This window comes from Granulicella cerasi (genome assembly GCF_025685575.1).
GTDB classification, from domain to species: domain Bacteria; phylum Acidobacteriota; class Terriglobia; order Terriglobales; family Acidobacteriaceae; genus Granulicella; species Granulicella cerasi.
Genome location: NZ_JAGSYD010000003.1, coordinates 14,936 through 40,960 on the forward strand (window position 1 = coordinate 14,936; position 26,025 = coordinate 40,960).

Here is a 26,025-nt window from a genome sequence, read left to right on the forward strand (position 1 = left end):
CGGGGCTGTCAAAAAGCGTCACAAACGCCATTGTAACGAGGCGCGAGCTAGCGCGGCATATCGCGGTGCGAAGCTTTGGCGCGATACCCCGCTGCACCGAGACGCTTCTTCAACTCCTCGGTGATGAGCACCGAGCGATGTTGGCCGCCCGTACAGCCGATGCCGATGGTGAGGTAGCTCTTGCCTTCCTTGATGTAGTGCGGCAGCAGGAAGGTCAGCATCTCCGTGGCTTTGTCGAGGAACTCCTGCGTTTGCGGGAATCCGCGCACGTACTTAGCCACCTTGGGGTGCTTGCCGGTGAGCTTGCGGAACTCGGGAACGAAGTGTGGGTTCGGCAGGAAGCGCACATCGAAGACGAGGTCGGCGTCAGACGGCACGCCGTTCTTGAAGCCAAAGCTCATCACGCTGATCGTGAGGTTGCGATCGGTCGTATCGGCGCTGCCGCGCGAGAACTGCGCGTTGATGTGTGCGCGGAGTTCGTGCACGTTGAACTTGGTCGTATCGAGCAGGATGTCCGCAACATTGCGAATGGGATCAAGACGTTTGCGCTCGGCCTTGACCTGCGAGATCACGGTTTCGTCGCGGCCTAGCGGATGCGGGCGACGTGTCTCCGAGAAGCGTCGCACGAGTGAGTTATCCTCGGCCTCCAGAAAGAGCACGCGGACAGCGAGTGTTTTGCGCACCTGCTTGAGGATTGCGGGAAAGCGATCGAGCTTTGCGCCTTCGCGCACATCGATGACCAGCGCCGCATGTGTGATGTCCGCCGACTTCGCGACGAGTTCGGCGAAGCGTGGAATGAGGTCCAACGGGAGATTGTCGACGGAGTAGTAGCCGAGGTCCTCGAAGGTCTTGAGCGCCGAGGCCTTGCCAGCTCCGGACATGCCGGTGAGGATCACCAGCTCGCGTTCATGCTCGGTGTGACGCGGCGTTCCTGCCGCTTTCTTCGCTACGGTCTTGCTGCCCTTCGACGTCTTCGCCGCCTTCGCCATATGCGAGTCATCCTAGCACCGTTGGCATGAGGATGTGATGAGGTTCGGCGGAATGAAAATGGCGGCCGGGATACTCACGGCCGCCACTCCCCTCCTTTTCGCGTCGCCGCTTAGGCTGCGGCAATATCCAACTGATCCGTTGCGACAACGTCAGCAGGTTTGGGCGTGTGATCGCGGACAGTCGCGTTCTTTTCCTTATGACGAACGGCCTGTGTCTCGAGCTTGATCAGCGCATCGTGTAGCGCCTGCTCCATGGTCGTCGATTCACAGCGGGCGACGAGTGATTCGCCTCGGCACTGCATCGTAAGTTCCGCATGCTTCCGGTATTTGTCTTCGGTAAGCGTCACATGCACATGAGTGCAGCGGTTCGTGACTTTGCCGATCCGCGCAATGCCTTCTTCAGCTTGCGTTTTGAGGTTTTGAGTGATGGTCGTGTGCCGGCCGGTGTATTCAATGATCATCTGCACTTTCCTCCATCGCTGCGGTTGGTTCGCCCGCAGTTCTAGGTTGGATGCGTTCATCTCATACGGCGTTGGTGGGTGCTCGGAATGTTCATGTCCTCGCGATACTTCGCCACCGTGCGTCGCGTTACTTTGATGCCCTGACGCTGCAATTCTTCGGCTAGATATTCGTCGGTCCACGGCTTGCGTGGATCCTCTTCTTCGATCAGTTTTTTGACGCGTCGCTTCAGGAGTACGAGCGGCAGGTCTGCGCCTTCGCTTCCGTTGCCACCTTCACTGAAGAAGAATCGCAACTCGTAGACGCCCTGCGGTGTGTGAACGTATTTGTTCGCCACGGCACGGCTCACGGTGGAAGGATGCACACCAATCTCTTCGGCCACCTCCTTGATCATCATCGGCCGCAAACCCTCTACGCCCTTGTCGAGGAAATCCTGTTGCCTGCGGACGATCGCCTCACAGGTTTTGACGATTGTATTCTTCCTTTGCTCGATGTTGCGAAGAAGTTGGATCGCCGATTTGTAACGCTCCTTCACGTACTCGCGAACGTCGCGCTCCGTGCCCTTCTCGCGCATCATGCGGCGATAGCTGGCGCTGAGGCGCAGCGAAGGCATATCTTCTTCATTCATCGCGACTACCCACTCATCGCCGCGTTTCACAAAGGCTACGTCCGGCTCGATGAGGCGCGTGGTGACCTGGTTGTAGCGCGCACCCGGGCGCGGATCCAGTCGACGGATAAGCTCCACCGCGGCTGCCACTTGCTCGCTCGGCTTCTTGGTGACGCGGATCAGTTCGCGGAGGTCGCGGCGCTGAAGCAGCATCAGGTGCTGCGCGACGATGCTCTTCGCCAGCGCGATCACATCCGGGTCTTCCGCGTCTTCGATCGCTTCGCTCTCGAGCTGCAACGTCAGGCACTCCTGCAGGTTGTGCGCACCGAGGCCTGCAGGGTCCAACTGCGTGAGAACTTTGCGAGCTTCGATGATCAGCGCGGTGAGATCTTCTTCCGAGCCAAGCTCGAAGGCGAACGATCCAGCGATCTCCTCATCGGTGGCGTTGAGATAGCCGTCTTCGTTCAGGTTGCCGATAACGATCTCAACGGCCTGACGGAGTTCGACGCTCAGCGTCAGCGAGCCGAGCTGCCAGTAGAGATGATCGCTCAGCGTAGTGGGCGCAGAGAGGAAATGCTCGAACGACGGGCGGTCCGGATCGAAGTCGTCGAAGGACTGGCCGCCGGTCTTGAACCCAGGGTCGAGGTAGTCCTGAAAGTATGAGCCGAAGTCGATTTCGTCGAAGGGGTCCTTCTCGTCTTTGCGCTCGGCAGCGGAGACCTCTTCGGCAGAACGTTCGCGGTCGCCTTCGCGCCCCACGCGTTCGTCGAAGGACTCACCGCCTTCCTCAATCTCTTCAAGGACAGGGTTCTCGACCAGCTCGCTGTTGATCATGTCCTTCAGCTCGAGCTTGTTCAGAGCCAGCACACTGACCATCTGCATCAGGCCAGGCGTAAGCACCTGGCGTTGCGAGACTTTTGTATTCAGTCGCGTGTGCAGCAACGGTTCAGAACCTCTTATCTCTTAGACGAACGGGGCCGCTCATCGGCGCCGGGGACTCTGCAAATGCAGGCGCGTGTGGTCAATATACTCCGGTTCCGTGCCGCGGGGTGAGCGCGGCGGAACGGCACGGTGTCAGGGATTCCGTTTTAGGAAATGTCGTTGGACGCCGCAGCGCGACGCTCTTGCAGACGGAAGTGTTCGCCGAGATAAACGCGGCGCACCTCAGGGTCGCGGCCAAGCTCGCCGGGCGTGCCGGTGCGGAAGATGCGGCCCTGGTTGATGATGTACGCACGGTCGACCACAGCCAGCGTTTCCGCCACGTTGTGATCGGTGATGAGGATGCCGATGCCGGCAGCTTTCAACTCAAAAATGATCTGCTGCAACTCCAGCACAGCGATGGGATCGATGCCGGAGAACGGCTCGTCGAGCAGAATGAAGGCAGGGTCGATAGCAAGGCAGCGTGCGATCTCGACGCGACGGCGTTCGCCGCCGCTGAGCGCATAGCCCTGCGTCTTGCGCACGTGCGTGAGGCTAAGCTGCGAGAGCAGGCTCTCCATCTTCTTACGGCGCGCTTCCCATGTTCCATGCTGCGTTTCCAGCACGGCGAGAATGTTCTCTTCCACCGTCAGCTTGCGGAAGACGGAAGGCTCCTGGGGAAGGTAGGAGATGCGGTGTTCGCGCGCGCGAAGATACATGGGCGTGCGCGTGATGTCGTTCTCATCCGTGACGATGCGGCCAGCGTCCGGGCGCACGAGGCCGACGATCATGTAGAAGCTCGTCGTCTTGCCAGCGCCGTTGGGGCCGAGCAGGCCTACGACTTCGCCCTGCCTGATTTCAAGCGAGACACCGCCGACGACCTGGCGGCCGCCGTAGCTTTTCGCGATCTCCTCGGTACGAAGCGTTCTCATCCGGTGACTCTCAAATCTCCTGCGGCGCCTACGGCTGGGTAGAGGTTTCCGTGCGCACACGGCCTTTGCCCTTGCCTTCGCCCGACACGACGATGGTACTATCCCCGGCGTTGAAAACGAGCGTAGAGCCGGTGACGCTGCCCTGCTGCGCGTCGACGATGTGCGGCAGGTGGCCGGCCGTGCCGGTCAGTACGAAGTTCTCAGTCGCCGCGGTGTAAAGCAGCTGCTCACCGGTACCTGTGCGCCCTGGCTGTAGAAGACGGACGTTATCACTGAGCACCACGTGATCCAGCGAACGACCCGAGGGGTCCGCCGAAGATATCTGCGGGGTCGTCCGGGGCGTGCGTTGCGAGAGGAAGACCGTCGCGCGCTGCGAACGCACATCGCCCGTCGCTGCGAGCATCCTCACACCGCCGGTGAAGACCGCTTCACCACGGGCATCGGAGTAGTCCAGAGCGGCGCTGTTGATGCGCGTGGACTTCGGCGAGGACGAAGACTTGCCCTTCGCCGCAGGCTTTGTGTCAGCACTGCCCCCCGAGGTGAAAATCGCGGTGACCTGCGCCGACGGCGCGTTGGGTCGAGCCATCAGTGTGTGGCCGCGGCCGTCCAGCGTCAGCTTCGCTGCGAGAATCTGTGAGCCACCCTGCCACAGACGTGCAGGCCTGGCATCGCTGCCGGTGAAGATTGCATACTGGCCACCGCGCGAGAACTGTGCAGCGTCGGCCATGATGTGCGAGCTCTCCGACTTGTCCATCGGCTTGCCGGGCAGCAGCGTGGCGAGGATTTCGCCGCTCGCCTGCGCATCCTGCGTCGTATTGTCGAGCGTAATTTCGCGTGCTGCCATCTGCATCTCGCCCTGCTGCACCTGCGCATGCGTGGTGAGCTTCAGCGTCGCGCTTGCTGCATCGTAAAGAGCGTTCTCTGCCGAGCCGGTCGACACTTGCGTCGTGTGGTCTTTGCGGTTCGCTGTCTCGGAACGCAGATGCACATTGCCGACCTCCAGCGCCTGGGCAAGCTGACCGGCGTTATCAAAGCTCATCTGCACGCGGTCCGCGGTGCTTTGCTGGCGCTCGCCGTTCGAGGTCAGTTGATCCAACATCGCATGCCCATTACCAAGCAACTGCTCGGGCACAGACTTCTGACCACTGCGGAACTTCAGCAGCAGGTCGTCGGCGCGAAGATTGGTGTGACGCTTCAGGTTCGTCTTCGCAGTGAAAGAGTCGCCATCGGCGATGGCATGACCAACAACATGCAGCGTGTCCGCATGCGCGGCTCTACCCTTCGTCTTCGGCAAGAGCGAGACGGTGATGAGATCACCCGCCACGGCGCGAGCGAGACCCTTGTCACTCGAGGTGAAGTGCGCCGCCCCCTGCGCGACGACGTCATGCGCTTCCCCCTTGGCGTCGAAGTGAACCTGCGCCACATTCGAGCCGCCATGCATCGGACGATCCGCAGATGTGTCGTCCAGCGTAACGTTGCCGGTCATGATGGCGAGCTTCGGCATGGCGTTTTCGTTCATCGTCACGTCGAGGCGCTGACCGCGCACAATGCGCGTGCCCTCGGCGAGCTGCACATCGCCCGTCGCAACGCCGGATTCCACCGAGCCGTCCTTACGGAGATTGATCAGCGCGTTAGCGGAGCGCATGCGCTTGCCGTCAGACTCTACCGTCGGCTGCTGCAGCGTGGCGATGTTCTTCGTGCGGTCGAGATCAGCCTTAGCCGCGCGCAACGATATAGGCTTGCCATGCAAATCTCCATCGAGGCGAACGTCCGCGAGCAGATGCACGATGCTCTGGTCCTGATCGAACTCCGCTCCGTGCGAGTGCGCGATGAGGCCGCGATAGGAAAACTCGACATCCTCCTGCGTGGCCGCAACGCTCAAGGCCTTCATATAGACCAGGCCGCTGGTCTTCACATGGATCGTGCGGGTCGCATCGGCGGCCGAACGCAATGCGCTGGGCGCGCGACCTTCCTTGCCACCAATTTGCGGCTGCGCTCCTGCCTCCTTCGATAGCGACTCCGGCGCTTGCAGGTCCATATGGACTTCGCCGAGCGCTTTGGCGAGCCCCGCATCAGGGTCGTACTCGAACTCTGCGCCGTAGATGTGGTCCGCGGGCTTGCCGTTCTTGTCGAAGAGTGTGAGGTCTGCGTCGTGAAGAGCCCATTTGCTGTCGTCGCGCTTCTCAGCGCGCGCTGCGTGGATCGTAAAGAGGGTGCGCCCCTTGGAGGTCTGCGAGTAGGTAAAACCGTGCGTGGAGTGCGTGATCGTTGCGCCGGAATGCTTGATCAGATCGCGGAAAGTCTTCAGCGCTTTGTAGCGGCCATAGCCCACAAAGGCAAAGACGACCAGTACCAGCAGGATCGCGCCCGCGCTCAAAACCCACCGTAACCGTTCGACTGACAATCGCATCGCGCTGCGTCCATCTTCTCACCCGGCGCACGAAAAGCCCTACAATGAAGGTGATGGCCGATCAGCTTTTTCTCAGTCTCTGGTATCCGAATTTCCGGCTCGCTTCCCTGCCCGACGCGCTTGCAGGCGTCCTGCGGCAGTTTGCCACCGTCGCTAAAGACGGGCAGACGAACTCGCCTTTTGGGCGCGTCGTCGCGGCGAGCGCGATCCCTATCGACTGGACGGAAGCGCCGATCTATCAGCGCATCTACGTGAATGACGAGCGCTCGGAGACGGGCGAAGAGTCGATCATCGAGAACGCCGTCGCCGAAGCAACGGAGCAACTACACGACGACACAGCCTACGAGTTCGAGATGCGCTGGAACCTCTGGCAGCCCGACACCGCAGAAGGCAGCGACCTCGGCTTCGACACGGCCTGGAAGCTGGAACCGGCGCGCGTGAAGATCATCGGCTTCGGCCCCGAGTTCGACGCCGGCTCGTTTGAGCAGAATGGCCACCTGCGCATCGACTTCGGCCTGGATACGCCGTGGACCTTCGAGACCGAAGAGGAAATCGACGAAGACGCCGCAAAGCGCATTCAGCAGAATGTTGAAAAGCTGCTGGCGTTCACGCTGCTCATCGAGAAGAACTGCGGCATCAGCTCGCGGCTGCTGTGGACGGAGAGCGGCGAACCGCTCGCCGAGAAGCTGGTCGCTAAGCTGCAGCGCATCAACTAGACCAGCCGCTAGTCAGCCGCTGCGAGCTTGCGCGTCGCGTAGCGTTCGCGCTGCTTCAGCACGCTTGCCAGATTTTCTTCCACCCATAGCGCAAGGTCCCGCACCTGTTCGCCTGCTCCCTCACCCAGCGGGGTGAGGCTGTACTCCACGCGCGGCGGCACGGTCGGAAAGACTTCGCGCTTCACCATGCCGTCGGCCTCCAGATGATGCAGCGTCTGCGCCAGCATCTTTTCGCTGACGCCGCCGATCGTCCGGGCCAGCTCGCTGAAGCGACACTTCCCTTCCAGCAACTGGACCATCACCAACATGCCCCACCGCGACGTGACGTGCTCCAGCACCGTGCGCGAGGGACACATCGGCTCCAGCAGATTCCCACGGCCTTTGCGAATGCGAGTTACCAGTCCGGTCTTCATGTAAGTAGCTTACCCAAAGGTACGTACTTACGCAAAGTAAGCTCCTGCGATATTCTCAGTCTCGACAACTGGCATCCAACCAGTTGAAAAGGAGTTTTCCCATGATCGCAGTCACCGGAGCCACCGGCCACCTTGGCCATCTCGTCGTTGATTCACTTCTCAGCAAGCTGCCCGCTGATCAGATCGTCGCCGTTGTCCGTACGCCGGCGAAGGCCGCTGCGCTCGCCGCAAAGGGCGTCGCCGTTCGCGAAGGCGACTTTAGCAAGCCCGAAACGCTGTCCGCAGCTTTTGTCGGCGTGGAGAAATTGCTGCTCGTTTCCTCCAGCGAAGTTGGACAGCGCATCGCCCAGCATCAGGCCGTGATCGATGCGGCGAAGGCCGCCGGCGTGAAGTTCATCGCCTACACCAGCCTGCTGAAGGCGGACACCGCGACCATGCAGCTCGCGACCGAACACGTCGCTACCGAGAAGTATCTGCAGGCGTCCGGCGTTGCTTTCGCGCTGCTGCGTAACGGCTGGTACACCGAGAACCACATGGCGGCACTGGCTCCGTCGGTCGCACACGGGGCCATCATCGGCGCCGCTGGCGAAGGCCGCTTCGCCACGGCTCCTCGCGCAGACTATGCGGAGGCAGCGGCTGTCGTGCTGGCAACGGCAGGCCATGAGAACAAGATCTACGAGCTGGCAGGCGACACCTCGTACAACTACGCCGAGCTCGCGCATGAAGCTGCAGAAGTCTCGGGAAAGCCCGTTGCGTACGCGCGCCTCAGCGAGGCAGAGTACGCCAAGGCGCTCGAAGGCTTTGGGCTTCCTCCGGCTGCAGCAGCCGTAGTCGCAAACGCCGATGCCAGCGCGGCAAAGGGAGAGCTCGACAGCACTTCGGGTGATCTTGCTCGACTCATCGGACGTGCCACGGTGCCGTGGCAGAACACCGTCGCCGAAACGCTGAAGCAAGCGTAAGCAAGCCACAAAAAGGACGCCCTTGTGGCGTCCTTTGCATTTCTATCAGCGTCTTTTGCGTTCCTATCGCTCGCCCCAGCTGAGCTTCTGTCGCAGCACATTGAACAAGCCATTCTCGTTCAGGCGTAGCAGGCGAATCGAGCTCTCGGAGCGGCAACAGTCGATGCGATCGCCGAGTTGCAGCTCGACCGCTTCCTGGCCATCCACCGTGAGATACGTCTCGTGCGGAACGACGTTCACTGTGACCGAGATGCGCGAATGCCCCGGCACAACGATCGGGCGAATGGTCAGCAGATGCGGACAGATCGCGGTGAGCACCATCGCGTCCACCGTCGGCATCAGGATAGGGCCGTTAGCTGCGAGCGTGTATGCCGTCGAGCCTGTGGGGGTAGAGATGATCACACCATCTGCCTTGAAATTCGCGACAGGCTGACGATCAAGCTCGATGGCGAACTCCCCCATGCGCGCGATCGCACCCTTTGCGAGCACGACATCATTCAGCGCTTCGAATGAGCGGAAAACCTGACCCTCGCGAATCAACTCGGTATGCATCAGCCAACGCGAGTCGAGCACAGCCGTGCCGTTCAGCCACGACTCCAGCGTGCGGTACATGTCCGCAACGGGCACTTCCGTAAGGAAGCCCAGCGAGCCGAGGTTGATGCCGAGGATCGGGGTGCCGGTGTGCGCAAACGCGCGTGCGGCGGAGAGCAGTGTGCCATCGCCGCCAAGCGTGATGACGATCTGGTGGCGCTTTGCAGCGAGTTGTGTGCGCTCTACGCCATCCTGCGGACGGCCAAGATAGATCGCCGTCTGCTCATCGAGCGTGACCTCAAAACCATGGTCTTTCAGCCACGCGAGCAGCTCCACGAGGATCGGCTCGAGCTCAGGCTTTTGCGGCTTGGAGATGATCGCGGCGCGTGGCATCGGTGCTCTTAGTGTAACCCTTACGCTGCGCCGCCGAAGCGTGCGTGCAACAGAAACTCCTTGTTGCCTTCGGTACCCAGAATCGGTGAGTCGATCAGCGCGACAGCCTCGCCGCCAAGCTCGAGCACACAGGTGCGCACGCGGTCGATCGCAAGCTGATGCCCGGCGGGATCGCGCACGATGCCGCCTTTGCCGACATACTCTCGACCAGCCTCAAACTGCGGCTTTACCAACAGCACGGCCTCGCCTTGCCACACCTCGCCTGCAGGAGCAAACGCGCGCACCACGGCCGGAATCACCAGCGTCGCAGAGATGAAGCTGACATCCATCGCGAAGAAAGAGATGCGCGGCTCGACGACGAGCGCGCCCGCTTCCAGAATGCGTGCGTTCGTACGCTCGTGCAGCGTCACTCGCTCATCGATGCGGAGCTTATGCGCGATCTGACCGTAGCCGGTATCGACGGCAACCACAGCAACGGCGCCGTGCTGCAACATGCAGTCGGTGAAGCCGCCGGTGGAAGCGCCGATGTCTGCACAAACCTTGCCTTCGATCGAAATATCGAAGTCCTTCAACGCGCCTTCGAGCTTCAGCCCGCCGCGCGAAACGTAGCGCATGTCATCGCCGAGGACGCGCACGGCATCCTCTTCCTTCACCGAAGCGCCCGGCTTATCGACCTTCTGCTCGTTGACGAGCACACGGCCCGCAAGGATCATCGCCTGCGCGCGCTCGCGGCTGGAAAAGAGTTGTCGATCAACGAGAAGCTTGTCGAGGCGGAGCTTGGGTCCAATGGGTGGCATAGATCTTTCGGGCTTCGCGCGATGAACAAAACTACGCGAAAGTATCACTCATAGGATACGAGAGAGCACGTAGACTGAGGCTCGCATCTTCACGATGCAAAAATCGATAGCTGCAAGTAACCTCGAGTGCTGGTACTCTCGTTTGCAGCATCATCACCGCAAAGTGTCAGAAGCTCTGGAGCAATCCAAAGGGCCTTGTAGAACGTTGTTATGGATAGAGAGTTTGGCGTGAACAATCCGACGGCATCCGCGGCGACAGTCAGCGACGAGCAGCTGCTCGCGCTGGTGCAGCGCGGAGACGAGTCGGCGATGGCTTCACTCTACGATCGATACTCTCGACTGGTTTATTCCGTATCACTGCGTGTCTTGCGCGATCCCGCCGCCGCAGAGGACGTTTTACAGGAGATTTTCATGCAGGTGTGGCGCACCCCCGACAGCTTCATTTCCGCGCGAGGAAGTCTCGCTGGATGGCTGTCGATTGTGTCGCGCAATCGCTCGATCGATACCCTGCGGCGCAAGCGCCCCTCAGAGCAAGTGGAAGATGTCGTGCTCGCCATGCCGGGTAATCTGGCTGCAGAAAGCGAACGCTCGTTGATGGCTGAGCGCGCGAAGATTGTCATCGCGCAGCTTCCCCTGGAGCAACGCAAGACTTTGGAGATGGCCTTCTTCGATGGCCTCACGCACGCAGAGATCGCAGACATGACGGGCGATCCGCTGGGCACCGTAAAGACTCGCATCCGCAGCGGCTTGTTGACGCTGAGAAAGGCATTCAGCGCATGAACACGATGAACCATCTATCCGAAGACGATCTCGTGCTCTTCGCGCTGCAACTGCTGGAAGGCGGCGAGCTCGAGAACACGTTGAACCACCTGGAGCGCTGCGAGCAGTGCCGCCATGAGGTTGCGCGCTTCCAGGGAGACCTGTCGATGTATGCGCTGTCGCAGACGGAGCTGCATACGCCTCCTGCTGCCGCGCGTGAGCGCCTGATGCGCCGCGTCGAGAAGGAAAAGAAGATTGTTCCGCCGGCACCTGTGGCCGCGCCGGTAGAGGTGCCTCGCGCGCCTGTGGCTTCGCTGCCGCAGTATGACCGCTCCTCCACCGCTGTACCGATTGCAGCGACAAACCTCCCGCCGTTGCCGCCGCGCTTTGCGGGGAATCCTGTCGCGAATGACGAAGGCGATGTCTTCCTGCCTGCGCGTGGTCGCCGCATCTTCGGCGTGGAAGCGGAAGAGTTTGTCGAAGACGAAAAGCCGCGCCGTTCCGGCAATGGCCTGCTAACCGTGCTGGGCTGGACAGGTTGGGCGATCGCCGCAGGTATGGCCGTGGTGGCGGGCCTGCAGTTCCGTGAGCGTCAGGCCGTGCAGAGCGATATGGCCTCACAGCAAGCGCAGTTGCAAAGCACGCAGGGGTCGCTGACCGATCTGCAAAGCGCGCTCGACACGCTGACGGACAATAACGCAATGCAGGTTTCGCTGCATGTACCGGTGAACGGCCAGCCTGAGCCTCCGAAGCCTGAGGGCCACGCAGCGTACAACGCGCAGAAGGGCTCGCTGCTCTTCATCGCGAACCATCTTGCGGAGATTCCGGCGAACAAGACGTATGAGCTTTGGGTGCTCCCCGCTGGCGGACAGGATCCGATCCCGGCAGGCACCTTCCGTCCGGACACGCGCGGCGTGGCCAGCGTCGTGATGCCGCAGTTGCCGAAGGGTGTTGCCGCGAAGGGCTTCGGTGTGACGATCGAAGACCAGGGTGGCTCGAAGACGCCGACCCCGCCGATCGTGCTCGCTGGACTTTAGTTCCCGATCCCTGCCATGAAATGAAAACGGCCTCGCGAGAATGCGAGGCCGTTTAATCGTTGTGCTCAGCCGCTTCCGCCTCAAGCGAGTCCAGGAAGTCGCGCATCGCCCAGAGCCTTGGGGCTGCAAAGCTCTTCGTCGTCTCTAACCGGATCTTCTCGGGGAGCGATGCCAGCGATTTCTCCAGCGAGCGCTGCACGTCGGCAAAGACATGGAAACGCGTGTCCGAGCCGAGCTTTGCAACGGTGCGCATGACGCCCACCGCGCCAAGCTGCTCGAGAATATCTGCGTCCCGCAGCAGGACCGCTTCGCTCGACGTTGGTTCGTCCTGCGGCTGATGCTGCTCGATCGCCGCAATCACAGCGGGGATCTTCTCTGCTGGAAACCCAAACTCACGCAGGAGACAGGGAGCCTTGTCACGCACATAGGCCACATGGTCCCACCGGACGAGCGCTGCCGGGTCTTCCGGACGATGGCCGATGAAGACGCCGAGATCATGCAGATATGCCGCAGCGAAGACGACATCGTCGTCATAGGCGAGCGCCTCGCGTTGCGCGATCTCATGCGCCAGCGCGTAAAGCCGCGGCTGATGCGAGTACTTCGACGAAGGCTGCGCTTCCCTGCGCAGGTAGGCGACCAGCTCCTCGCGCCAGCTCATGCGCCGCGCACCTGGGGCTTGGCCTCGGGACCGAAGAACTTCGCAATCTCTTCGGCGAGCGCGCGCAGCTTTGGCTTGCGTTCGGCAAGCTGGGCGTCGTTGTACTCAAACGCACCCTGCCATATATCCGCAAGCACGGGCTCCAGACGATCCGCGGTCAGCTCCTCGATGCTCCAGGTACTGATCGCTTCGTGAATCTCTTCGGCTTCGATCTCGTACTCGTCGCCCGGAGCGCCTTCGGCCAGATAGCCTTCGACGTCCACAGTGGCGACAATTTCGTTGATCGACTCAAGGTCAGGCGGTGGTGGCCACTGTGCCATTAGGCGGGCTCCTGTTGGGTCATGCAGTGCAATGCGCCAAGTCCCCAGATGAAGTCGACGCAGTGGATGCCGGCGACCTTGCGCTTGGGGAAGCACTCGGCGATGGTGTTCAACGCGATGCGATCGTTAGGGTCGTTGAAGGTCGGCACCAGCACGAGATCATTCGCGATGTAGAAGTTCGCGTAGCTCGCGGGCAGACGCTCACCGTCGAAGATTACCGGCGCTGGCATCGGCAACGTCTTGATCTCGAACGGACGCTTCTTCAGGTTGCGCGCAGACTTCAAGCGGTCGAGATTCTCGGCCAGCGGCTCGTGGTTCTCGTCGTTCTTGTTCTCTTCCACGGCAGTCAGAATGGTGTTCGTGCCGACGAAGCGCGTGATGTCATCGACGTGTCCGTGCGTGTCATCGCCCGCACATCCGCGGTTCATCCACAACACCTTCTCGATGCCGAGATACTGCTGGAACGCAGCCTCAAGCTGCTCCCTCGTCACGCCGGGATTGCGCTGCTGCACGTCCGAAAGCAAGCACTCCTCCGTCGTCAGCAGAATGCCCTCGCCGTTCGTGTCGATGGAGCCGCCCTCGAGTACGAGACGCTGCTTCCTGCCGTTGGCGAGCGTGACCTCGGGTTGCACCGACTTCATCTTGTGCAGCTTCGCTACACGCGACGGCAGCTTGTCATCGCTCTTCCAGTTCGGATACTTCGCCCACGCGTTGAAGCGCCAATCGGTGATCTGCTTTTCCCCCGCAGCGTTCTTCACGAAGATCGGCCCTGAGTCGCGCAGCCAGATGCGGTCGGTCGCCCACTGGTGAAAATGCACGCGAGACAGCACGGCGTTCTGGCGCGAGAGAATCGCCTTCGCACGCTTCTCTGCTGCAGCATCGTTGACGAGAATGTGAACGTCTTCGACCGACGAAAGCTGACGCACGATCTCCGCGAAGACCCACGGAATCGGCTGGAACTTACCGGGCCAGTCTTCTGCGTTGTGGGGCCATGCGATCCACGTCGCGGCGTGCTCAGCCCACTCAGCGGGCATGCGGAAATTGTTCATCTCAGTGCTCATTTTGTCTTCTTGTAGAACGTGTAAGTTGCAGTGTACGGAACGCGCAGCATCGTTCCAAGGTGTGTAGCATCGCAGCCGGTCGAAGGAGCGTTGCCACCGTGAGTATCCGTGCGGCGCACGTAGGCCGCGCTCGCGAGATACTTGCCAACCGCGCCCTTCGCGGAGGTCTGCAACAAAAGCCACGGCACACTGTCTGCATCGGTCGATGCTTGCTTCGCAAGCACCTTGCCCACGATGAATCCGCCATCGTTCCAGGTCCATGTCGGACCGGCGGAGTGCTCACCCACCTTCAGGCCTTCGCTGTTCAGCAGCTCTGCCTCCGGAGAGACGAAGCTATACGCAAACGCACCTATCTGCTGGTCGCAACGATAGATCTGCACGCCGCGTCCCTGCACCGCTACAAGCGGTGTGGCGTCAGCGGGCGGAGCGATGGACTGCGCCTGCAACGCCGAGGCAAATCCAACCACAAGCCACAAGGCCTTCATGCGAACTCCTTCAAGCTGCCTTCAGCTTAGTCGAGGAAGCGGCTGGTGATGCCGCCGTACGCATCGATGCGGCGATCGCGCAGGAACGGCCAGTGCTGGCGCGTGATCTCCACTTCCTTCGCATCGAGGTCGGCGTACAGAATCTCTTCCTTGTCGTGCGAAGCCTTCGCGAGGATGCGGCCGAACGGGTCGGCAATGAAGCTACCGCCCCAGAACTCGAGGCCTGCGCCTTCGGGGCCCTTCATCATCACGCCGTTGTGCTCCACATCGCCCTGCTCGTGGCCCACGCGGTTTACCGAGCAAACGAAGACGCCGTTCGCGATAGCATGTCCACGCTGAATCGTCTGCCACGCGTCGTACTGACGCTCGCCAAACTCTTCCTTCTCGCTGGGGTGCCAGCCGATCGCCGTCGGGAAGAACAATGTCTCCGCACCCTTCAGCGCTGTCACGCGCGCGCCTTCGGGGTACCACTGGTCCCAGCATACGAGCGTGCCGATGGGTCCAGCCGAGGTGCGCTGCGTCTTAAAGCCGAGGTCGCCCGGCGTGAAGTAAAACTTCTCGTAGTAGAGAGGATCGTCGGGGATGTGCATCTTGCGATACACGTCGGCGATGCAGTCCTGATTGCTGCTGGCGTGGTCGAGGATCGCGGCGGTGTTGTGGTACAGCCCGGGCGCGCGGCGCTCAAAGAGACTTGCCACCACAACCAGCTTGTACTCGCGCACCACCTCGGCCAGCGCAGCGGTCGAAGGGCCGGGGATGGACTCGGTGATATCAAAGAGCGCGTGGTCTTCGCGCTGGCAGAAGTACTGCGCACGGAAGAGTTCCGGCAGACAAATCAGCGTGGCGCCGTTCTCAGCGGCTTCGCGCACACGAGCTACGGCCTTCGCCAAATTCGCCTCGGTCGAGGCCTCACACGACATCTGAATCAACGCTACACGGGTGGTCTTCGCCGCCATTTTTCTGATCCTCTCTGCATGATGCAAGCGAAAGGCGCTGACAGTGTTCGCCAGCGCCTCGCCATCTACTGCTGCCCTTCTAGTTTACTGCGTCTCGTCAAGCGCAGGTTTTCACTCGGTCAATTTCCAGCTAGGAGAGCTCCGCAGCGATGGCTTCCTTTGCCGCGCGCGAGGAGCTAAACGTCAGCGTGACGGCCGCCACGACGATCATCCCGCCGCCCACATACGCCGCCGTCCCGAGTCGCTCCCCCAGCAGAAATACGCCCAGCAGTGAGCCGATCAGCGGTTCCATATTCAACAGCACGCCTGCTTGCGACGCCGGAACCTGCGTCAGCCCCCAGTTCCACAGCAGCGTCGTCGCGGCGGTACAGAGGAATCCTGCGGCAGCAGATGCTGCCCACGCCTTCGCGCTCAGGTGTACGGGGGGCACGCCGTACAGCATGGGCACCATCAGGACGAGCATCAACATTCCCGAAAGGACACCATAGGACGTGATGACGATAGAACTGTGCGACTCCATCAGCTTCTTGTTCGACAGGATCCAGACGAGCGCGATCAGCATCGACGCCACGACCATCAAATCGCCACGCAGCGATGGATGCGCAGCAGCCGCTGCCACCGACTTGCCGAAGACGATCAACGCCGCCCCGCATGTAGACGCGGCGATCGCTATCCACCCGAGCAGAGGCAGACGCTCGCGCGCGAAGATCGTCGCGCCCACGGCGAGGATCACTGGCATCGTGCCCACCATGAGCGATGCATGCGAGACGGTCGTGAGCGAAAGCCCGTAGAACTGGATCAGGAATTGCAGCGGGATGCCGAAGAACGATCCGATCAGCAGCAGGCGCCACTCCTTCGCGCTGAGGCGAGGCTTGTGCGTAAGCATCAACGGCAGCAGGCCGAGCGTGGCGAAGACGAAGCGATAGAAGACCATCGCGCCGACGTTCATTTCGCGCAGCGCGATCTTGCCGAAGAAGAAGCCGCAGCCCCACAACATGCTGGCCGACGCACACGACGCAAAACCCAGCGGACGATTTTGTTTCCCTTGCTGCAACGGAGTCTCCAGCTACCAGCTTCGCATGGTGCGAGGTGAAGCGACGCCTCGTACAAAAGGAAACGCGCCCCGAGCCGAAGCTCGAAGCGCGTCTGCGTGCTTGTTGCCAGGGCGTTGGCTTAGAACTGGCCCCAGAGAAGCTGGTTGTACACATCGTGGTGGAACTGTACTTCGCAGTCCTTCACGATGGTGCCGAGCAGGCGCGGGCAACGGTCAGCCGAAGCCTGCTTCAGGTCAGCGTAGCGCTGCTTCACATCAGCACCCAGCAGTTCGGTCGCCCACTCTGCGCTGCGGAAATCTTCGAGAGCGGTGTAGATGTTGTCCGGCAGATAACGCTCAGCCTGACGCAGGTTTTCAATCTGCGCAGTCTTGCCGTCGAGGCCGGTCTTGAAGATCGAGTAGAGCACCATGTACGGGTTCGCATCCGGTCCTACCGAGCGAACTTCCACACGCGACGACTTCTCGTTGCCGATAGGGATACGAACCATCGAGCCACGATCGGTGGCCGAAGCCTTGATCTGGTTCGGCGCTTCAAAGTGCGGGTCGAGGCGGCGGTACGCGTTCACCGAAGCGTTCAGCAGCAGGCAAAGGTCGTTGCCAGCGGTGAGGATGCGATCGACGAACTCCCAGCCGAACTTCGAGATCTTCTCTTCGCCCGCAGGATCCCACATCAGGTTCTTGCCGTCCTTGGTGATGGACACGTTGGTGTGCATGCCCGAACCGTTCACGCCGGTCACCGGCTTCGGAAGGAAGCTGGCGGTCATGCCCATCTGGTTCGCTACCTGGCGGCAGATCAGCTTGTAGAGCTGGATCTGATCGGCAGCCGTCACCACGTCGCCGTAGGTGTAGTTGATTTCAAACTGCGAGGGAGCCACTTCAGGGTGGTCCTTCTCATTCTCGAAGCCCATGGCGCGCTGTACTTCAGCGGTCAGGTCGATGAACTCGCGGAGCGGGTCGCCCGGCAGCGAGTGATAGTAGCCGCCCTGGTTGGTGTAAACGAACTCGCCGGTCTTGGCGAAGTTGCGCTCTGCGTCGATGCCCTCGAAGAGGAAGCCTTCGATTTCATTCGCTGCGTTCAGTGCATAGCCGTTCTTGGCAAATTGCTCGTTGGCGTAGCTCTTCAGCACGCCGCGCAGATCGCCCGAGTAGTGGCCGCCGTTCTTGTCGATCACTTCACCGAAGACGAGCACCTTGCCTGAACCGAAGATGTCGGCCGGCGTGTAGTAGAAGGCGCTCCAGTCGAGGCCGAGGCGAAGGTCCGACTCACGCTGCGCCGTAAAGCCGCGGATGGACGAGCCGTCGAAGGTCAGGTTGTCGTAGCTGTTGACGAGGAACTTCTTGTCATAGTCCAGCATGTGCAGACGGCCTTCGAGGTCCGAGAACAGAACCGTCACGGCCTTCACGCCCTTGTTGTCCGTCAGCCACTTCAGTCGCTCTTCCTGGATCTTGCCCGGGTCCACGCGCTTCTTGCGCTGGTCTTTGGCCTTGAGGTTCAGCTCCTCAAGTTCTTCGTAGGACAACTCCAGAAAATTGCGGTATTCGCTCGACATAGTGCTCCTTTACATGACTACACAGATGCCCTGACCCCTTCTCCGGGGCCCGGAAGTTGATGCAGATGGTTCGTACTCAAAAGATTACGACAAAGAGAGCGGCCCGATGCAGACAGGGGGCCAGTTGAGTTCAAATTATCAGAAATGCGCAAGGGGTATGCGCTGAATTTGCGTCCGCGCCGCAGACGCGCAGAACGATCAGAACAGGCGAAAGTTTTGACCGCACTTTTGCCATTCTTCGATGCGCTGGTTTTGCGGCAACGGTGATAGCCTTTGTCCACCAATTCTGTGGAGGATCTTTCGAATGCTTCGCTTTGCAGCAACGCTTCTTCTCGCCTCGTCTTTGGCCGCCGTCGCGCAGACCACCAAGCCCGCTCCGCCGCCCGCGGCGACACCCGCACCCTCCGCCGACAAGGGCGGTCCCGGCGCGGACAAGGTCTGGGTCAACACCGACACGAAGGTCTACCACTGCCCCGGCTCCAACTTCTACGGCAAGACGAAGAACGGCAAGTACGTCACGGAGAAGTGGGCGAAGTCCGAAGGTGACAAGCCTGCGCGCGGACAGGTCTGCTCCACGAAGTAACTCCAACCGCGCTCGAAACTGCAACGCCAGCCGGTGAAGGCTGGCGTTGTTCTGTCTGCGTGGCACGCGACTAAACCGGCGTGATGATGCCGCCTACCGGAAGCGACTTCGGCAGAAGCTGCGGCCGACGCAGCTTGATCGCCTCCGCAATCGTGTCTACGTACTTCAGCCCCGCACCAGTGTTGAAGAGCACCACGCGGTCCGTTGACTTCAGCTCCCCGCTGGCGATCAGCTTGTCGTAAGCCGCCGTAGCAGCTGCGCCTTCGGGTGACAGGAAGAGGCCTTCGTTGGTCGCCCAGTCGGCGATGCTCGCCAGAATTTCTTCGTCCGTGCTCGCCACGACCGAGCCGCCTGAGTTTCTCACGATGTCCAGGATGATCGAGTCGCCGTAGGGCTTCGGCACACGCAGACCGGCAGCCACGGTATCGGCGTTCTGGAAGAACTCGCTGGCCGCAGCGCCCGCGTCGTAAGCCGTCGCTATCGGCGCGCAGCCCGTGGCCTGAAGCGCGTACATCTTAGGGCGTTTGCCGGAGACCCACCCGAGCGCCTCCATCTCTTCGAACGCCTTCCACATGCCGATCAGCCCCACACCACCGCCGGTCGGGTAAAAGACCGCGTCCGGATACTCCCAGCCAAGCTGTTCGACGAGCTCGTAGCCCATCGTTTTCTTGCCCTCGACACGGAACGGCTCCTTGAGCGTGGAGATGTCGAACCAGATATCTTCTGCAGGCGTACCGGCCTCGCGCTGCGCCTTGATCGTCTCGCCGACGATGCGCGCGCAGTCGGAGATGAGGCCGTCGACCAGCGTTACGTCCGCGCCGTAAAGCACGCCTTCGAGGTGGTTCGCCAGCGGCACATCCTGCGGCATGTAGAGATGCGCCTTGATGCCCGCCGCGGCAGCGTACGCCGCCAGCGCCGAAGCGGCGTTGCCGGCCGATGGCACGGCGAGGTGCTTCAGTCCGTAGTGCTTTGCCATCGTCACGGCCAGACCGAGACCGCGCGCCTTGAAGGTTCCGGTCGGGTTCGCGCCCTCTTCCTTCACGAGCAGGCCGCTGTAGCGCTTGCTCTGCAGCATCGGCGTCCAGCCTTCGCCGAGCGACACAGGCTCGACTTCCGGCAGCACATCAGCGTAGCGCCACATGCCCAAGCTGCGCGGCGACGCAGCGGCGCGCTCGGCGACGCGGTCGCGCGAGGCGGTGCGGCGAAGCTCGTCCATGTCATAGCGGACGTAGAGCGAGCCGGCGTCCAGCGGGCAAAGGGTTTGCGGAGTGTCGGCCGATACGTGGTGGCCGCAACGTGCACATTCGAGGTAAGCAATCTTAGGCATCGCTCTCAAGGCTAACGCAGGCGAGCGGCGACTTTTTGCGCTTTGTCACGTCTTTCAGGCAGACTGCATAAGTTGGTGTGCGCCTCGACGCGCCGCTGCCCTGGGCCAAACCTTCTGATGATTTCGAACGACACGCCGCCGCGCCTCATCGCCATCGATATGGATGGCACCCTCCTCAACTCCGAGGGGCAGGTGAGCAGCGCGAATCGCGCCGCCATTCGCGCCGCGGAAGAAGCAGGCTGCGAGGTGGTCATCGCCACCGGTCGGCGCCACTCGTTCGCCATGCAGCCGCTGCGTACGCTCGGTCTGAACCCAGCCCACGCACTCATCAGCTCCAATGGCACCGTCATTCGCTCAGTGAACGCGGATCTGCTGCATCGAAGCCATCTTTCTGTTGCGTCGGCTCGCTGGCTGGTCGAACATGCCGACGAGTTCCGCTCGGCAATGGTCTTCACCTTCGACCGCGTACAGCCCTCGGGCTTCGACCATCGCGGCGCTCTCGTCGCGCTGCACGAGCATGAACTGAACGACAACATCGGCCGCTGGATGGAAGCCAACCGTCCCTACTTCGAGTACGTCGACAAGCTTGAAAGCTCGCTCGCCAACGAAGACGACGCTCCCATTCAGGCGATGCTCTGTGGCTCGCTCGAACGCATGGAAGCGGCACTGAATCGCCTGCTGGAAAGCCAGCGCGTAGCGATGGCCGGCGAAGAAACCGATGCATCCGAGATCACGATCCACCGCACGGCATATCCCGGCAAGGACCTGATGATCGTGGACATCCTGCCCGCGCGCTGCTCGAAGGCTTCGGCGCTGGAAATCCTGGCAAAAATGCGCGGCTGCACTGCGGAAGACGTTGTAGCCATCGGTGACAACTGGAACGACCTGCCGATGCTCGAGTACGCCGGACGCCCGATTGTGATGGCGAACGCGGTTGATTCCCTGCTCGACCTGGGACACGAACGCGGCTGGCTTATCGCCCCATCAAACGATGAGGACGGCGTGCAGTGGGCCATCGAACAATGTTTGGCAAATCCCGCGCAATGCCTCGCGCAACCCGCCGCTGGGGCCTGAAATCGCCGCTAACGATTCGCCCGGATGGTAGTCTTAAAGATAATGATCCCCTGCTCCAAGGTGCGTTTGGTTGCGCTGCTGGCGTTGTGTGCCACGGGCCTTTCTGCGCATGCGTTGGAGCGGATCACACTGCGCACAGGCTTTGCGTATGACTGCACGCGGCATGAGCCGATCGAAGGCGGACACGTCCGCCTCTACATCGACAAGGACGGCAGCAACTACGTCGATCTCTCGGCCGAGCAGATCGCCAGCGTGGACGTTCTGCCCGATCCTCCGCCGCCACCCGTGGTGACGGTAGCCGTAGCGCCCCCGGCGAACGTCGACGTGCGTGAGCTGCTCTCGACCGCAGGCGAAAAGCACAACATCGATGTCGACCTGCTGGCAAGCGTAGTCCGCGCCGAAAGCGGCGGACGTTCACGCGCAGTGTCACGCACCGGCGCTCAGGGCCTGATGCAGTTGATGCCCGGCACCGCACATCAGCTTGGCGTGCAGGACGCTTTCCAGCCTGACCAGAACATCAATGGCGGCACGGCGTATCTCGATGCGCTGCTGACCCGCTACCACGACAACGTCGTGCTCGCGCTGGCTGCATACAACGCTGGCCCCGGAGCGGTGGACCGCTACCACGGCGTGCCTCCGTACCGCGAGACGCGCCAGTACGTGACGCGCGTGGTGAACGAGTTCAAGCGCCGCAAAGCGGCCGCAGCTCGTCAGGTAAAACTGGCGCAGCGTTAGATCGCCACGCAATCTCTGTAGAATCCTGAGCAAGATGCTCAAGCCCCGCACTTTCCTCATCTTCGTCCTGGCGCTGCTACTCATCGCCGGGCTGTGGTGGGCGCGCACGCATGTTGCCTTCGACTGGCATAATCTTCGGCTGCAACTCCGCACGGTGCGCTGGAGCTTCGTGCTCGCGGGCTGCGCGGTCATCTATCTCTCGATGACATTCCGCGCATGGCGCTGGCAACTGCTGCTGGGCAGCGAAGGGCGCAACAGCTCCGGCGCGAAGCTCGTCGCCGCACAGTTCGCGGGCTTCACCGCGGTTGCGCTCTTCGGTCGCGTTGCCGACCTCACGCGGCCCTATCTGCTCGCCCGGCGCACCCAGACCTCCGTGGCCACGCAGCTTGCGGTCTATTCGCTGGAGCGCGCCTATGATCTCGCCGCGGCGGCGATCCTCTTCTCGACCACGCTGCTCTTCATGCCGCGCACCGTCCCTCACCACGAGTACTACGTCCGCGCAGGTGTCGTGGCGATGGCAGGAACACTCTTCCTCGTCGGCTTTGCGCTGGCCGTGCGCTTCACGGGGATGCAGCTTGCGTCAATGGCTCGCGGCGTCTTCCGCATCGTCTCGCAGGAGTTCGCCAACGGCGTCGCGGTGAAGCTACTAGACTTTCGCCAGGGTATGCTGGCGCTCTCATCTGCGATGCAGCTATTCGCAGCGTTGCTGTGGTCGCTGGCGATCTGGGCTCTGATTGCGGCGGCTTACTTCCTCACCGCGCGAGCGTTCGTCAACACCGCACAGCTCGCAGGCTTCACCATCGCCAGCACAATGCTGCTGATGGCCACAAGCATGGGCGGCTCGCTGTTTCAGCTTCCCATCGTCGGCTGGTTCACGCAAACCGGCGTCCTCGCCGTTGCGCTGCACAAGTTCTTCGACGTACCGCTGGAAGTCGCTACCGCAGCCGGCGCGCTGATGCTCCTCACCACCACTCTCAGCGTTGTGCCAGCGGGAGTGATGGCCGCACGCATCGAAGGCGTCAGTCTTCGCACGGCGGCACAAGCAGGCGAAGCAGCCGCCGAAGTCAGCTAGGGCAGCGTGACGTCAGCGGTGCCCATGCGGCCATTGCGCGCATCGCGCACCACGAAGCGAATGCGACGCGCGGTGGCCTGAGGCTCAGCGGCAAGGTGATACTCCGCTCCGCCCACGTCGCCACGCGGATACGTCTCTTCGCTGGCGGCGTGGCCGATGATCTTGCCCTTGGCGTCGTACCAGGCCGCAGCGATCGTCGCCTCGCAAACCTGCTTGCCTTCAGGCGTAGGGTCCGACCAGGCGATGCCCTTCTCATCGACGTGAAGCTGCCAGTGACCATCGTTGGTCTTCTGTACATGCAGCGCCAGCCCGTTGTACGACAGCGCCGACGTGAGCGCAGAGCTCAGGTCGAGCTGCAGGTTCGCTCGCACCTGCTTCGGGTCCATCGCCTTATCGAGCACCGGGTTCAAGTCAGCTTCGGCATGAGCGTAGTAACCCTCGCGCGTGACCGCGATCAGGGCTTTATCGTTCAGCGTGATCCGCGTCTTGTGGTAATCCGTCTTGCCCTCGGGCGAGTTCGGCACGTACGCCAGCGTGTAGTACGTTCGGCCCTTACTGATACCTTCGCCAATGACGTTTTCGATGTCGTTACGACCGCGGAAGGCCATGCCACCTGTCGAGTCGGCAAGGCTCGTAAAGCTGATCGAACCGCTGCCGCCCATCGGATCATTGCCCAGCGCGTCGGTGGACATGTCGAGATCATCGGGCGTATCCGGGATGATTGTGGCCGTCTTTCCTGGTGAGGGATCGATCGTGTAAAGAGTCACGCGCGCTGCGAGCAGGCGCGAAGTTACGCGGCGCATCGCCGCTTCAATCGTGTCGATCGTGCCGTCGTCCATGCCATCCAGCGACGCCGACGGGAAACCAAGGCCCACCCACAGCAGATTCTTACGGCCGGCGGTTCCGGTAGAGGCCTGCGCGATCTGCTGCAACGCAGCCATCACCTGAGCCATTCGCTCCACGGCCACAGCACCGGTGCGCTGGTCGGCTTTGAACGGAATGCCCGGCATGTGCTTCTTCACAATCTGGATCAACGCGTCGCGGTCCTGCGTATAGTCGTGAAGCTCCTGAAAGGTCGTACTGGTGGCGACAAGTAACTGCGTCGCCTGCGGCAATACCGCAGGCTGGGTTTGGAGATACTTCACCATCATCTGGCGCGAGTACGCAGAGTCCTCGAAACGTGTGTTCAGCTCATCCAGCACAAGGATGGTCACCGGTGCGTTCCCAATCTTCGAGAGGTCAGCTGCAGACTTCACAATCGGCGTCGCGCTGGGCGGCATCTGGTGTTCGTCCGGGCCTTCAAAGTGGCGGATGCGCTGCTCGACGCCGTTGTCGAATACCTTAAAGTCGTCCTGGGTGAGCTTGCGCTGGACGAGGTTGCCCTTCTTGTCGGTCACCACAACGTCCAGCACGACGAGCTGCGTCGTCACATGCAGCGTGCCGCCATCGGGCTGCTGCGACTGCGCGGCACTTCGTCCAGAAACACCCACAAACGCCGCCATGCAGGCAGCCAGTAAGAACACACGCACGCGCCACGACATCATCGGATGCAAACCTCACAGGAAGGGCAAAGCTTTCTCATCCTAAACGTTCAACCGCGTGAATAGTTGCGTTGGAACGCCCAGGAAGCACCACAGCCAGCCCTCTTTCACCGCAGGTACAATCATAGGCGCTATGAAATGTCCGTTCTGCGGGTTCACCCAAGATAAGGTGATTGACTCGCGCGAAAGCAAGGAAGCTGACTCGATTCGCCGCAGGCGCGAATGCGAGCGCTGCAACAAGCGGTTCACCACCTATGAACGCCTCGACGAGATCCCCTACATGGTGGTGAAAAAGGACGGTCGCCGCGAGAAATTCGATCGCCAGAAGGTGCTCCAGGGCCTGCTGCACTCCTGCCAGAAGCGCACGGTTTCTGTCGTGCAGATGCAGCAGATCGTCGACGCCGTCGAAACCTTCGTGGTCGACTCCGCCGAGCGCGAGCGCCCCACGACAGCTATCGGCGAACTCATCATGGCGCGCCTGAAGGACATCGATACGGTCGCCTATATCCGCTTCGCCAGCGTGTATCGCGACTTCAAGGACGTCAACGAATTCAAGGAAGAGCTCGAAGGCCTGCTGCGCGGCAGCAAGGATCCCCTCCGCGCTCGCCGCAACCTGCGCTAGAAGATTCAGAAACGAAGGAGAAAGTAGATGGCTGAAGTTCGCACACACAAGATCACGCTGGTTCCCGGCGATGGCATTGGTCCTGAAGTCTCGGCAGTGATGGTCGCCGCGGTGGAAGCTGCCGGCAAGAAGTTCGGCGCTGCCTTCGAGTGGCACTCTTTTGAAGCCGGCGCGGACGCCCACGCGAAGAACGGTGTACTGATCCCCGAAGAGCTCTACAAGTCGATCGAGACGAACAAGGTCGCCATCAAGGGACCGACCGCGACTCCCATCGGCGGCGGCTTCTCGTCGATCAACGTGGCGATGCGCAAGAAGTTCGACCTCTACGCGAACGTACGCCCGGTGAAGTCCCTGCCCGGCCTTGAGACAAAGTACCCCGGCATCGATCTCGTGATCTTCCGCGAGAATACCGAAGATCTCTACGCCGGCCTCGAAGTGATGGTCAACCCCGACATCGCGCAGAGCCTGAAGATCATCACGCGCAAGGGTTCGACACGTATCGCCGAGGCCGCCTTCGAGTATGCGAAGAACAACGGCCGCAAGAAGGTGCACTCGATTCACAAGGCAAACATCATGAAGATGTCCGACGGACTCTTCATCAAGTGCACGAAGGAAGTCGCGGAGAAGAACACCGAGATCGCCTACTTCGAGCACATCGTGGACAACGCCTGCATGCAGCTTGTGATGAACCCGTACCAGTACGATGTGATCCTTACCGAGAACCTCTACGGCGACATCCTCAGCGATCTCTGCTCGGGCCTCATCGGCGGCCTCGGCCTGGTCCCGGGCGCGAACATCGGCAAGGACTGCGCGATCTTCGAGGCCGTGCACGGCTCGGCTCCGGACATCGCAGGTCAGGACAAGGCGAACCCCACGGCGTTGCTGCAGTCGGCCGTGATGATGCTGCACTACCTTGGCGAGAACGAGGCAGGTACGGCGCTGCAGTCCGCTATCGAAAAGGTCTACGCCGAAGGCAAGACGCTGACCGGCGACGTTGGCGGCAACGCTGGCACGAAGGCATTCGGCGAAGCGGTTCTCGCAGCGCTGTAACTCATTCGAGGACTCAA

The 26,025-nt window shown here is 61.4% G+C and carries 27 protein-coding genes; 10 read left to right on the top strand and 17 right to left on the bottom strand.

Features of this window, described 5'->3' with window-relative positions; all coding sequences use genetic code 11:
- Positions 1-47: 47 nt before the first annotated feature.
- The 5 genes from rapZ to OHL11_RS09600 form a co-directional block, all read right to left on the bottom strand.
- On the bottom strand, positions 48-989 hold the full coding sequence (rapZ, locus tag OHL11_RS09580) for an RNase adapter RapZ (protein WP_263371289.1): 942 nt from the start codon (positions 987-989) through the stop codon (positions 48-50).
- Between the two features lie 110 nt (positions 990-1,099).
- On the bottom strand, positions 1,100-1,450 hold the full coding sequence (gene hpf / locus OHL11_RS09585; protein WP_263371290.1) for a ribosome hibernation-promoting factor, HPF/YfiA family: 351 nt from the start codon (positions 1,448-1,450) through the stop codon (positions 1,100-1,102).
- Between the two features lie 56 nt (positions 1,451-1,506).
- The gene (gene rpoN / locus OHL11_RS09590; RefSeq protein ID WP_396269794.1) at positions 1,507-2,937 is read right to left on the bottom strand and encodes an RNA polymerase factor sigma-54; all 1,431 of its coding nucleotides are present in this window, start codon (positions 2,935-2,937) and stop codon (positions 1,507-1,509) included.
- 206 nt (positions 2,938-3,143) lie between these two features.
- Positions 3,144-3,905 carry an LPS export ABC transporter ATP-binding protein gene (gene lptB / locus OHL11_RS09595; protein WP_263371292.1) on the bottom strand — a complete coding sequence of 254 codons (762 nt, stop codon included), beginning with the start codon at positions 3,903-3,905 and terminating at the stop codon, positions 3,144-3,146.
- A 28-nt stretch (positions 3,906-3,933) separates the two neighbouring features.
- A complete protein-coding gene (locus OHL11_RS09600) occupies positions 3,934-6,315 on the bottom strand; it encodes an LptA/OstA family protein (RefSeq protein WP_263371293.1) in 2,382 nt (793 codons plus the stop codon).
- A gap of 53 nt (positions 6,316-6,368) precedes the next feature.
- Between OHL11_RS09600 and OHL11_RS09605 the strand changes: the two genes are divergently transcribed.
- Positions 6,369-7,031 carry a hypothetical protein gene (locus OHL11_RS09605; RefSeq protein WP_263371294.1) on the top strand — a complete coding sequence of 221 codons (663 nt, stop codon included), beginning with the start codon at positions 6,369-6,371 and terminating at the stop codon, positions 7,029-7,031.
- A gap of 8 nt (positions 7,032-7,039) precedes the next feature.
- On the opposite strand, the gene OHL11_RS09610 is transcribed toward OHL11_RS09605, so the two are convergent.
- The gene (locus tag OHL11_RS09610; RefSeq protein WP_263371295.1) at positions 7,040-7,444 is read right to left on the bottom strand and encodes a winged helix-turn-helix transcriptional regulator; all 405 of its coding nucleotides are present in this window, start codon (positions 7,442-7,444) and stop codon (positions 7,040-7,042) included.
- 101 nt (positions 7,445-7,545) lie between these two features.
- Between OHL11_RS09610 and OHL11_RS09615 the strand changes: the two genes are divergently transcribed.
- Positions 7,546-8,403, top strand: coding sequence for an SDR family oxidoreductase (locus OHL11_RS09615; RefSeq protein ID WP_263371296.1), 858 nt, complete (start codon positions 7,546-7,548; stop codon positions 8,401-8,403).
- Positions 8,404-8,466: 63 nt separating this feature from the next.
- On the opposite strand, the gene OHL11_RS09620 is transcribed toward OHL11_RS09615, so the two are convergent.
- Together OHL11_RS09620 and OHL11_RS09625 are read right to left on the bottom strand one after the other, a co-directional pair.
- Entirely contained in the window at positions 8,467-9,327 is an 861-nt protein-coding gene (locus OHL11_RS09620; RefSeq protein WP_263371297.1) for an NAD(+)/NADH kinase, read from the bottom strand.
- Between the two features lie 20 nt (positions 9,328-9,347).
- Positions 9,348-10,124 carry a TlyA family RNA methyltransferase gene (locus tag OHL11_RS09625; RefSeq protein WP_263371298.1) on the bottom strand — a complete coding sequence of 259 codons (777 nt, stop codon included), beginning with the start codon at positions 10,122-10,124 and terminating at the stop codon, positions 9,348-9,350.
- A gap of 210 nt (positions 10,125-10,334) precedes the next feature.
- On the opposite strand from OHL11_RS09625, the gene OHL11_RS09630 reads away from it, so the two are divergent.
- Both OHL11_RS09630 and OHL11_RS09635 read left to right on the top strand, forming a co-directional pair.
- Positions 10,335-10,904: a sigma-70 family RNA polymerase sigma factor gene (locus OHL11_RS09630; RefSeq protein WP_263371299.1), complete on the top strand. Its 570-nt coding sequence runs from the start codon at positions 10,335-10,337 to the stop codon at positions 10,902-10,904.
- Positions 10,901-11,920, top strand: coding sequence for an anti-sigma factor (locus OHL11_RS09635; RefSeq protein WP_263371300.1), 1,020 nt, complete (start codon positions 10,901-10,903; stop codon positions 11,918-11,920). The genes OHL11_RS09630 and OHL11_RS09635 overlap by 4 nt, the downstream gene beginning before the upstream one ends.
- Positions 11,921-11,972: 52 nt before the next feature.
- Here the strand turns inward: OHL11_RS09635 and OHL11_RS09640 are convergent, their stop codons facing one another.
- From OHL11_RS09640 to OHL11_RS09670, 7 genes are all read right to left on the bottom strand, one after another.
- Positions 11,973-12,578 (bottom strand): HD domain-containing protein, encoded by a 606-nt coding sequence (locus OHL11_RS09640; protein WP_263371301.1) that lies wholly within the window; start codon positions 12,576-12,578, stop codon positions 11,973-11,975.
- On the bottom strand, positions 12,575-12,898 hold the full coding sequence (locus tag OHL11_RS09645; protein WP_263371302.1) for a hypothetical protein: 324 nt from the start codon (positions 12,896-12,898) through the stop codon (positions 12,575-12,577). Before OHL11_RS09645 ends, OHL11_RS09640 begins: the two co-directional genes overlap by 4 nt.
- Positions 12,898-13,959, bottom strand: a complete 1,062-nt coding sequence (locus OHL11_RS09650) for an agmatine deiminase family protein (protein ID WP_263371303.1) — start codon at positions 13,957-13,959, stop codon at positions 12,898-12,900. Before OHL11_RS09650 ends, OHL11_RS09645 begins: the two co-directional genes overlap by 1 nt.
- On the bottom strand, positions 13,956-14,444 hold the full coding sequence (locus OHL11_RS09655; RefSeq protein ID WP_263371304.1) for a DUF3455 domain-containing protein: 489 nt from the start codon (positions 14,442-14,444) through the stop codon (positions 13,956-13,958). Before OHL11_RS09655 ends, OHL11_RS09650 begins: the two co-directional genes overlap by 4 nt.
- Before the next feature lie 26 nt (positions 14,445-14,470).
- Positions 14,471-15,400 carry a carbon-nitrogen hydrolase gene (locus OHL11_RS09660; protein WP_263371305.1) on the bottom strand — a complete coding sequence of 310 codons (930 nt, stop codon included), beginning with the start codon at positions 15,398-15,400 and terminating at the stop codon, positions 14,471-14,473.
- 130 nt (positions 15,401-15,530) lie between these two features.
- Positions 15,531-16,454 carry a DMT family transporter gene (locus OHL11_RS09665; protein WP_263371306.1) on the bottom strand — a complete coding sequence of 308 codons (924 nt, stop codon included), beginning with the start codon at positions 16,452-16,454 and terminating at the stop codon, positions 15,531-15,533.
- 119 nt (positions 16,455-16,573) lie between these two features.
- Positions 16,574-18,004 (bottom strand): glutamine synthetase family protein, encoded by a 1,431-nt coding sequence (locus OHL11_RS09670; protein ID WP_263371307.1) that lies wholly within the window; start codon positions 18,002-18,004, stop codon positions 16,574-16,576.
- A gap of 304 nt (positions 18,005-18,308) precedes the next feature.
- Here OHL11_RS09670 and OHL11_RS09675 point away from each other — a divergent pair, with 304 nt between their 5' ends.
- Positions 18,309-18,587: a hypothetical protein gene (locus OHL11_RS09675; protein WP_263371308.1), complete on the top strand. Its 279-nt coding sequence runs from the start codon at positions 18,309-18,311 to the stop codon at positions 18,585-18,587.
- Positions 18,588-18,657: 70 nt separating this feature from the next.
- Here OHL11_RS09675 and OHL11_RS09680 read toward each other — a convergent pair whose 3' ends face one another.
- Positions 18,658-19,914 (bottom strand): threonine synthase, encoded by a 1,257-nt coding sequence (locus tag OHL11_RS09680; protein WP_263371309.1) that lies wholly within the window; start codon positions 19,912-19,914, stop codon positions 18,658-18,660.
- 117 nt (positions 19,915-20,031) lie between these two features.
- Here OHL11_RS09680 and OHL11_RS09685 point away from each other — a divergent pair, with 117 nt between their 5' ends.
- The 3 genes from OHL11_RS09685 to OHL11_RS09695 are packed head-to-tail and all read left to right on the top strand — an operon-like array spanning position 20,032 to position 22,795.
- Positions 20,032-20,988, top strand: a complete 957-nt coding sequence (locus OHL11_RS09685; protein WP_263371310.1) for an HAD-IIB family hydrolase — start codon at positions 20,032-20,034, stop codon at positions 20,986-20,988.
- A 60-nt stretch (positions 20,989-21,048) separates the two neighbouring features.
- Positions 21,049-21,723 carry a lytic transglycosylase domain-containing protein gene (locus OHL11_RS09690; RefSeq protein ID WP_263371311.1) on the top strand — a complete coding sequence of 225 codons (675 nt, stop codon included), beginning with the start codon at positions 21,049-21,051 and terminating at the stop codon, positions 21,721-21,723.
- Positions 21,724-21,757: 34 nt separating this feature from the next.
- A complete protein-coding gene (locus OHL11_RS09695) occupies positions 21,758-22,795 on the top strand; it encodes a lysylphosphatidylglycerol synthase transmembrane domain-containing protein (protein ID WP_263371312.1) in 1,038 nt (345 codons plus the stop codon).
- Here the strand turns inward: OHL11_RS09695 and OHL11_RS09700 are convergent.
- The gene (locus OHL11_RS09700) at positions 22,792-24,339 is read right to left on the bottom strand and encodes a VWA domain-containing protein (RefSeq protein ID WP_263371313.1); all 1,548 of its coding nucleotides are present in this window, start codon (positions 24,337-24,339) and stop codon (positions 22,792-22,794) included. The two genes, OHL11_RS09695 and OHL11_RS09700, sit on opposite strands and share 4 nt — an antisense overlap.
- Positions 24,340-24,469: 130 nt before the next feature.
- Between OHL11_RS09700 and nrdR the strand changes: the two genes are divergently transcribed.
- Together nrdR and OHL11_RS09710 are read left to right on the top strand one after the other, a co-directional pair.
- A complete protein-coding gene (gene nrdR, locus OHL11_RS09705) occupies positions 24,470-24,958 on the top strand; it encodes a transcriptional regulator NrdR (RefSeq protein WP_263371314.1) in 489 nt (162 codons plus the stop codon).
- Positions 24,959-24,985: 27 nt separating this feature from the next.
- Entirely contained in the window at positions 24,986-26,008 is a 1,023-nt protein-coding gene (locus tag OHL11_RS09710; RefSeq protein WP_263371315.1) for an isocitrate/isopropylmalate dehydrogenase family protein, read from the top strand.
- Positions 26,009-26,025: the final 17 nt, after the last annotated feature.

Bases quoted from the DNA above. Each gene is read 5' to 3' on its own strand.
- OHL11_RS09675 (WP_263371308.1), top strand. From the start codon at position 18,309: ATGCTTCGCTTTGCAGCAACGCTTCTTCTCGCCTCGTCTTTGGCCGCC.
- OHL11_RS09635 (WP_263371300.1), top strand. From the start codon at position 10,901: ATGAACACGATGAACCATCTATCCGAAGACGATCTCGTGCTCTTCGCG.
- OHL11_RS09605 (WP_263371294.1), top strand. From the start codon at position 6,369: ATGGCCGATCAGCTTTTTCTCAGTCTCTGGTATCCGAATTTCCGGCTC.
- OHL11_RS09625 (WP_263371298.1), bottom strand. From the start codon at position 10,124: ATGCCACCCATTGGACCCAAGCTCCGCCTCGACAAGCTTCTCGTTGAT.
- rapZ (WP_263371289.1), bottom strand. From the start codon at position 989: ATGGCGAAGGCGGCGAAGACGTCGAAGGGCAGCAAGACCGTAGCGAAG.
- OHL11_RS09655 (WP_263371304.1), bottom strand. From the start codon at position 14,444: ATGAAGGCCTTGTGGCTTGTGGTTGGATTTGCCTCGGCGTTGCAGGCG.
- OHL11_RS09630 (WP_263371299.1), top strand. From the start codon at position 10,335: ATGGATAGAGAGTTTGGCGTGAACAATCCGACGGCATCCGCGGCGACA.
- OHL11_RS09645 (WP_263371302.1), bottom strand. From the start codon at position 12,898: ATGGCACAGTGGCCACCACCGCCTGACCTTGAGTCGATCAACGAAATT.
- OHL11_RS09680 (WP_263371309.1), bottom strand. From the start codon at position 19,914: ATGCCTAAGATTGCTTACCTCGAATGTGCACGTTGCGGCCACCACGTA.
- OHL11_RS09615 (WP_263371296.1), top strand. From the start codon at position 7,546: ATGATCGCAGTCACCGGAGCCACCGGCCACCTTGGCCATCTCGTCGTT.
- OHL11_RS09710 (WP_263371315.1), top strand. From the start codon at position 24,986: ATGGCTGAAGTTCGCACACACAAGATCACGCTGGTTCCCGGCGATGGC.
- OHL11_RS09670 (WP_263371307.1), bottom strand. From the start codon at position 18,004: ATGTCGAGCGAATACCGCAATTTTCTGGAGTTGTCCTACGAAGAACTT.
- rpoN (WP_396269794.1), bottom strand. From the start codon at position 2,937: ATGCAGATGGTCAGTGTGCTGGCTCTGAACAAGCTCGAGCTGAAGGAC.
- OHL11_RS09640 (WP_263371301.1), bottom strand. From the start codon at position 12,578: ATGAGCTGGCGCGAGGAGCTGGTCGCCTACCTGCGCAGGGAAGCGCAG.
- OHL11_RS09620 (WP_263371297.1), bottom strand. From the start codon at position 9,327: ATGCCACGCGCCGCGATCATCTCCAAGCCGCAAAAGCCTGAGCTCGAG.
- hpf (WP_263371290.1), bottom strand. From the start codon at position 1,450: ATGATCATTGAATACACCGGCCGGCACACGACCATCACTCAAAACCTC.
- OHL11_RS09600 (WP_263371293.1), bottom strand. From the start codon at position 6,315: ATGCGATTGTCAGTCGAACGGTTACGGTGGGTTTTGAGCGCGGGCGCG.
- OHL11_RS09660 (WP_263371305.1), bottom strand. From the start codon at position 15,400: ATGGCGGCGAAGACCACCCGTGTAGCGTTGATTCAGATGTCGTGTGAG.
- OHL11_RS09610 (WP_263371295.1), bottom strand. From the start codon at position 7,444: ATGAAGACCGGACTGGTAACTCGCATTCGCAAAGGCCGTGGGAATCTG.
- lptB (WP_263371292.1), bottom strand. From the start codon at position 3,905: ATGAGAACGCTTCGTACCGAGGAGATCGCGAAAAGCTACGGCGGCCGC.
- OHL11_RS09695 (WP_263371312.1), top strand. From the start codon at position 21,758: ATGCTCAAGCCCCGCACTTTCCTCATCTTCGTCCTGGCGCTGCTACTC.
- OHL11_RS09650 (WP_263371303.1), bottom strand. From the start codon at position 13,959: ATGAGCACTGAGATGAACAATTTCCGCATGCCCGCTGAGTGGGCTGAG.
- nrdR (WP_263371314.1), top strand. From the start codon at position 24,470: ATGAAATGTCCGTTCTGCGGGTTCACCCAAGATAAGGTGATTGACTCG.
- OHL11_RS09685 (WP_263371310.1), top strand. From the start codon at position 20,032: ATGATTTCGAACGACACGCCGCCGCGCCTCATCGCCATCGATATGGAT.
- OHL11_RS09700 (WP_263371313.1), bottom strand. From the start codon at position 24,339: ATGATGTCGTGGCGCGTGCGTGTGTTCTTACTGGCTGCCTGCATGGCG.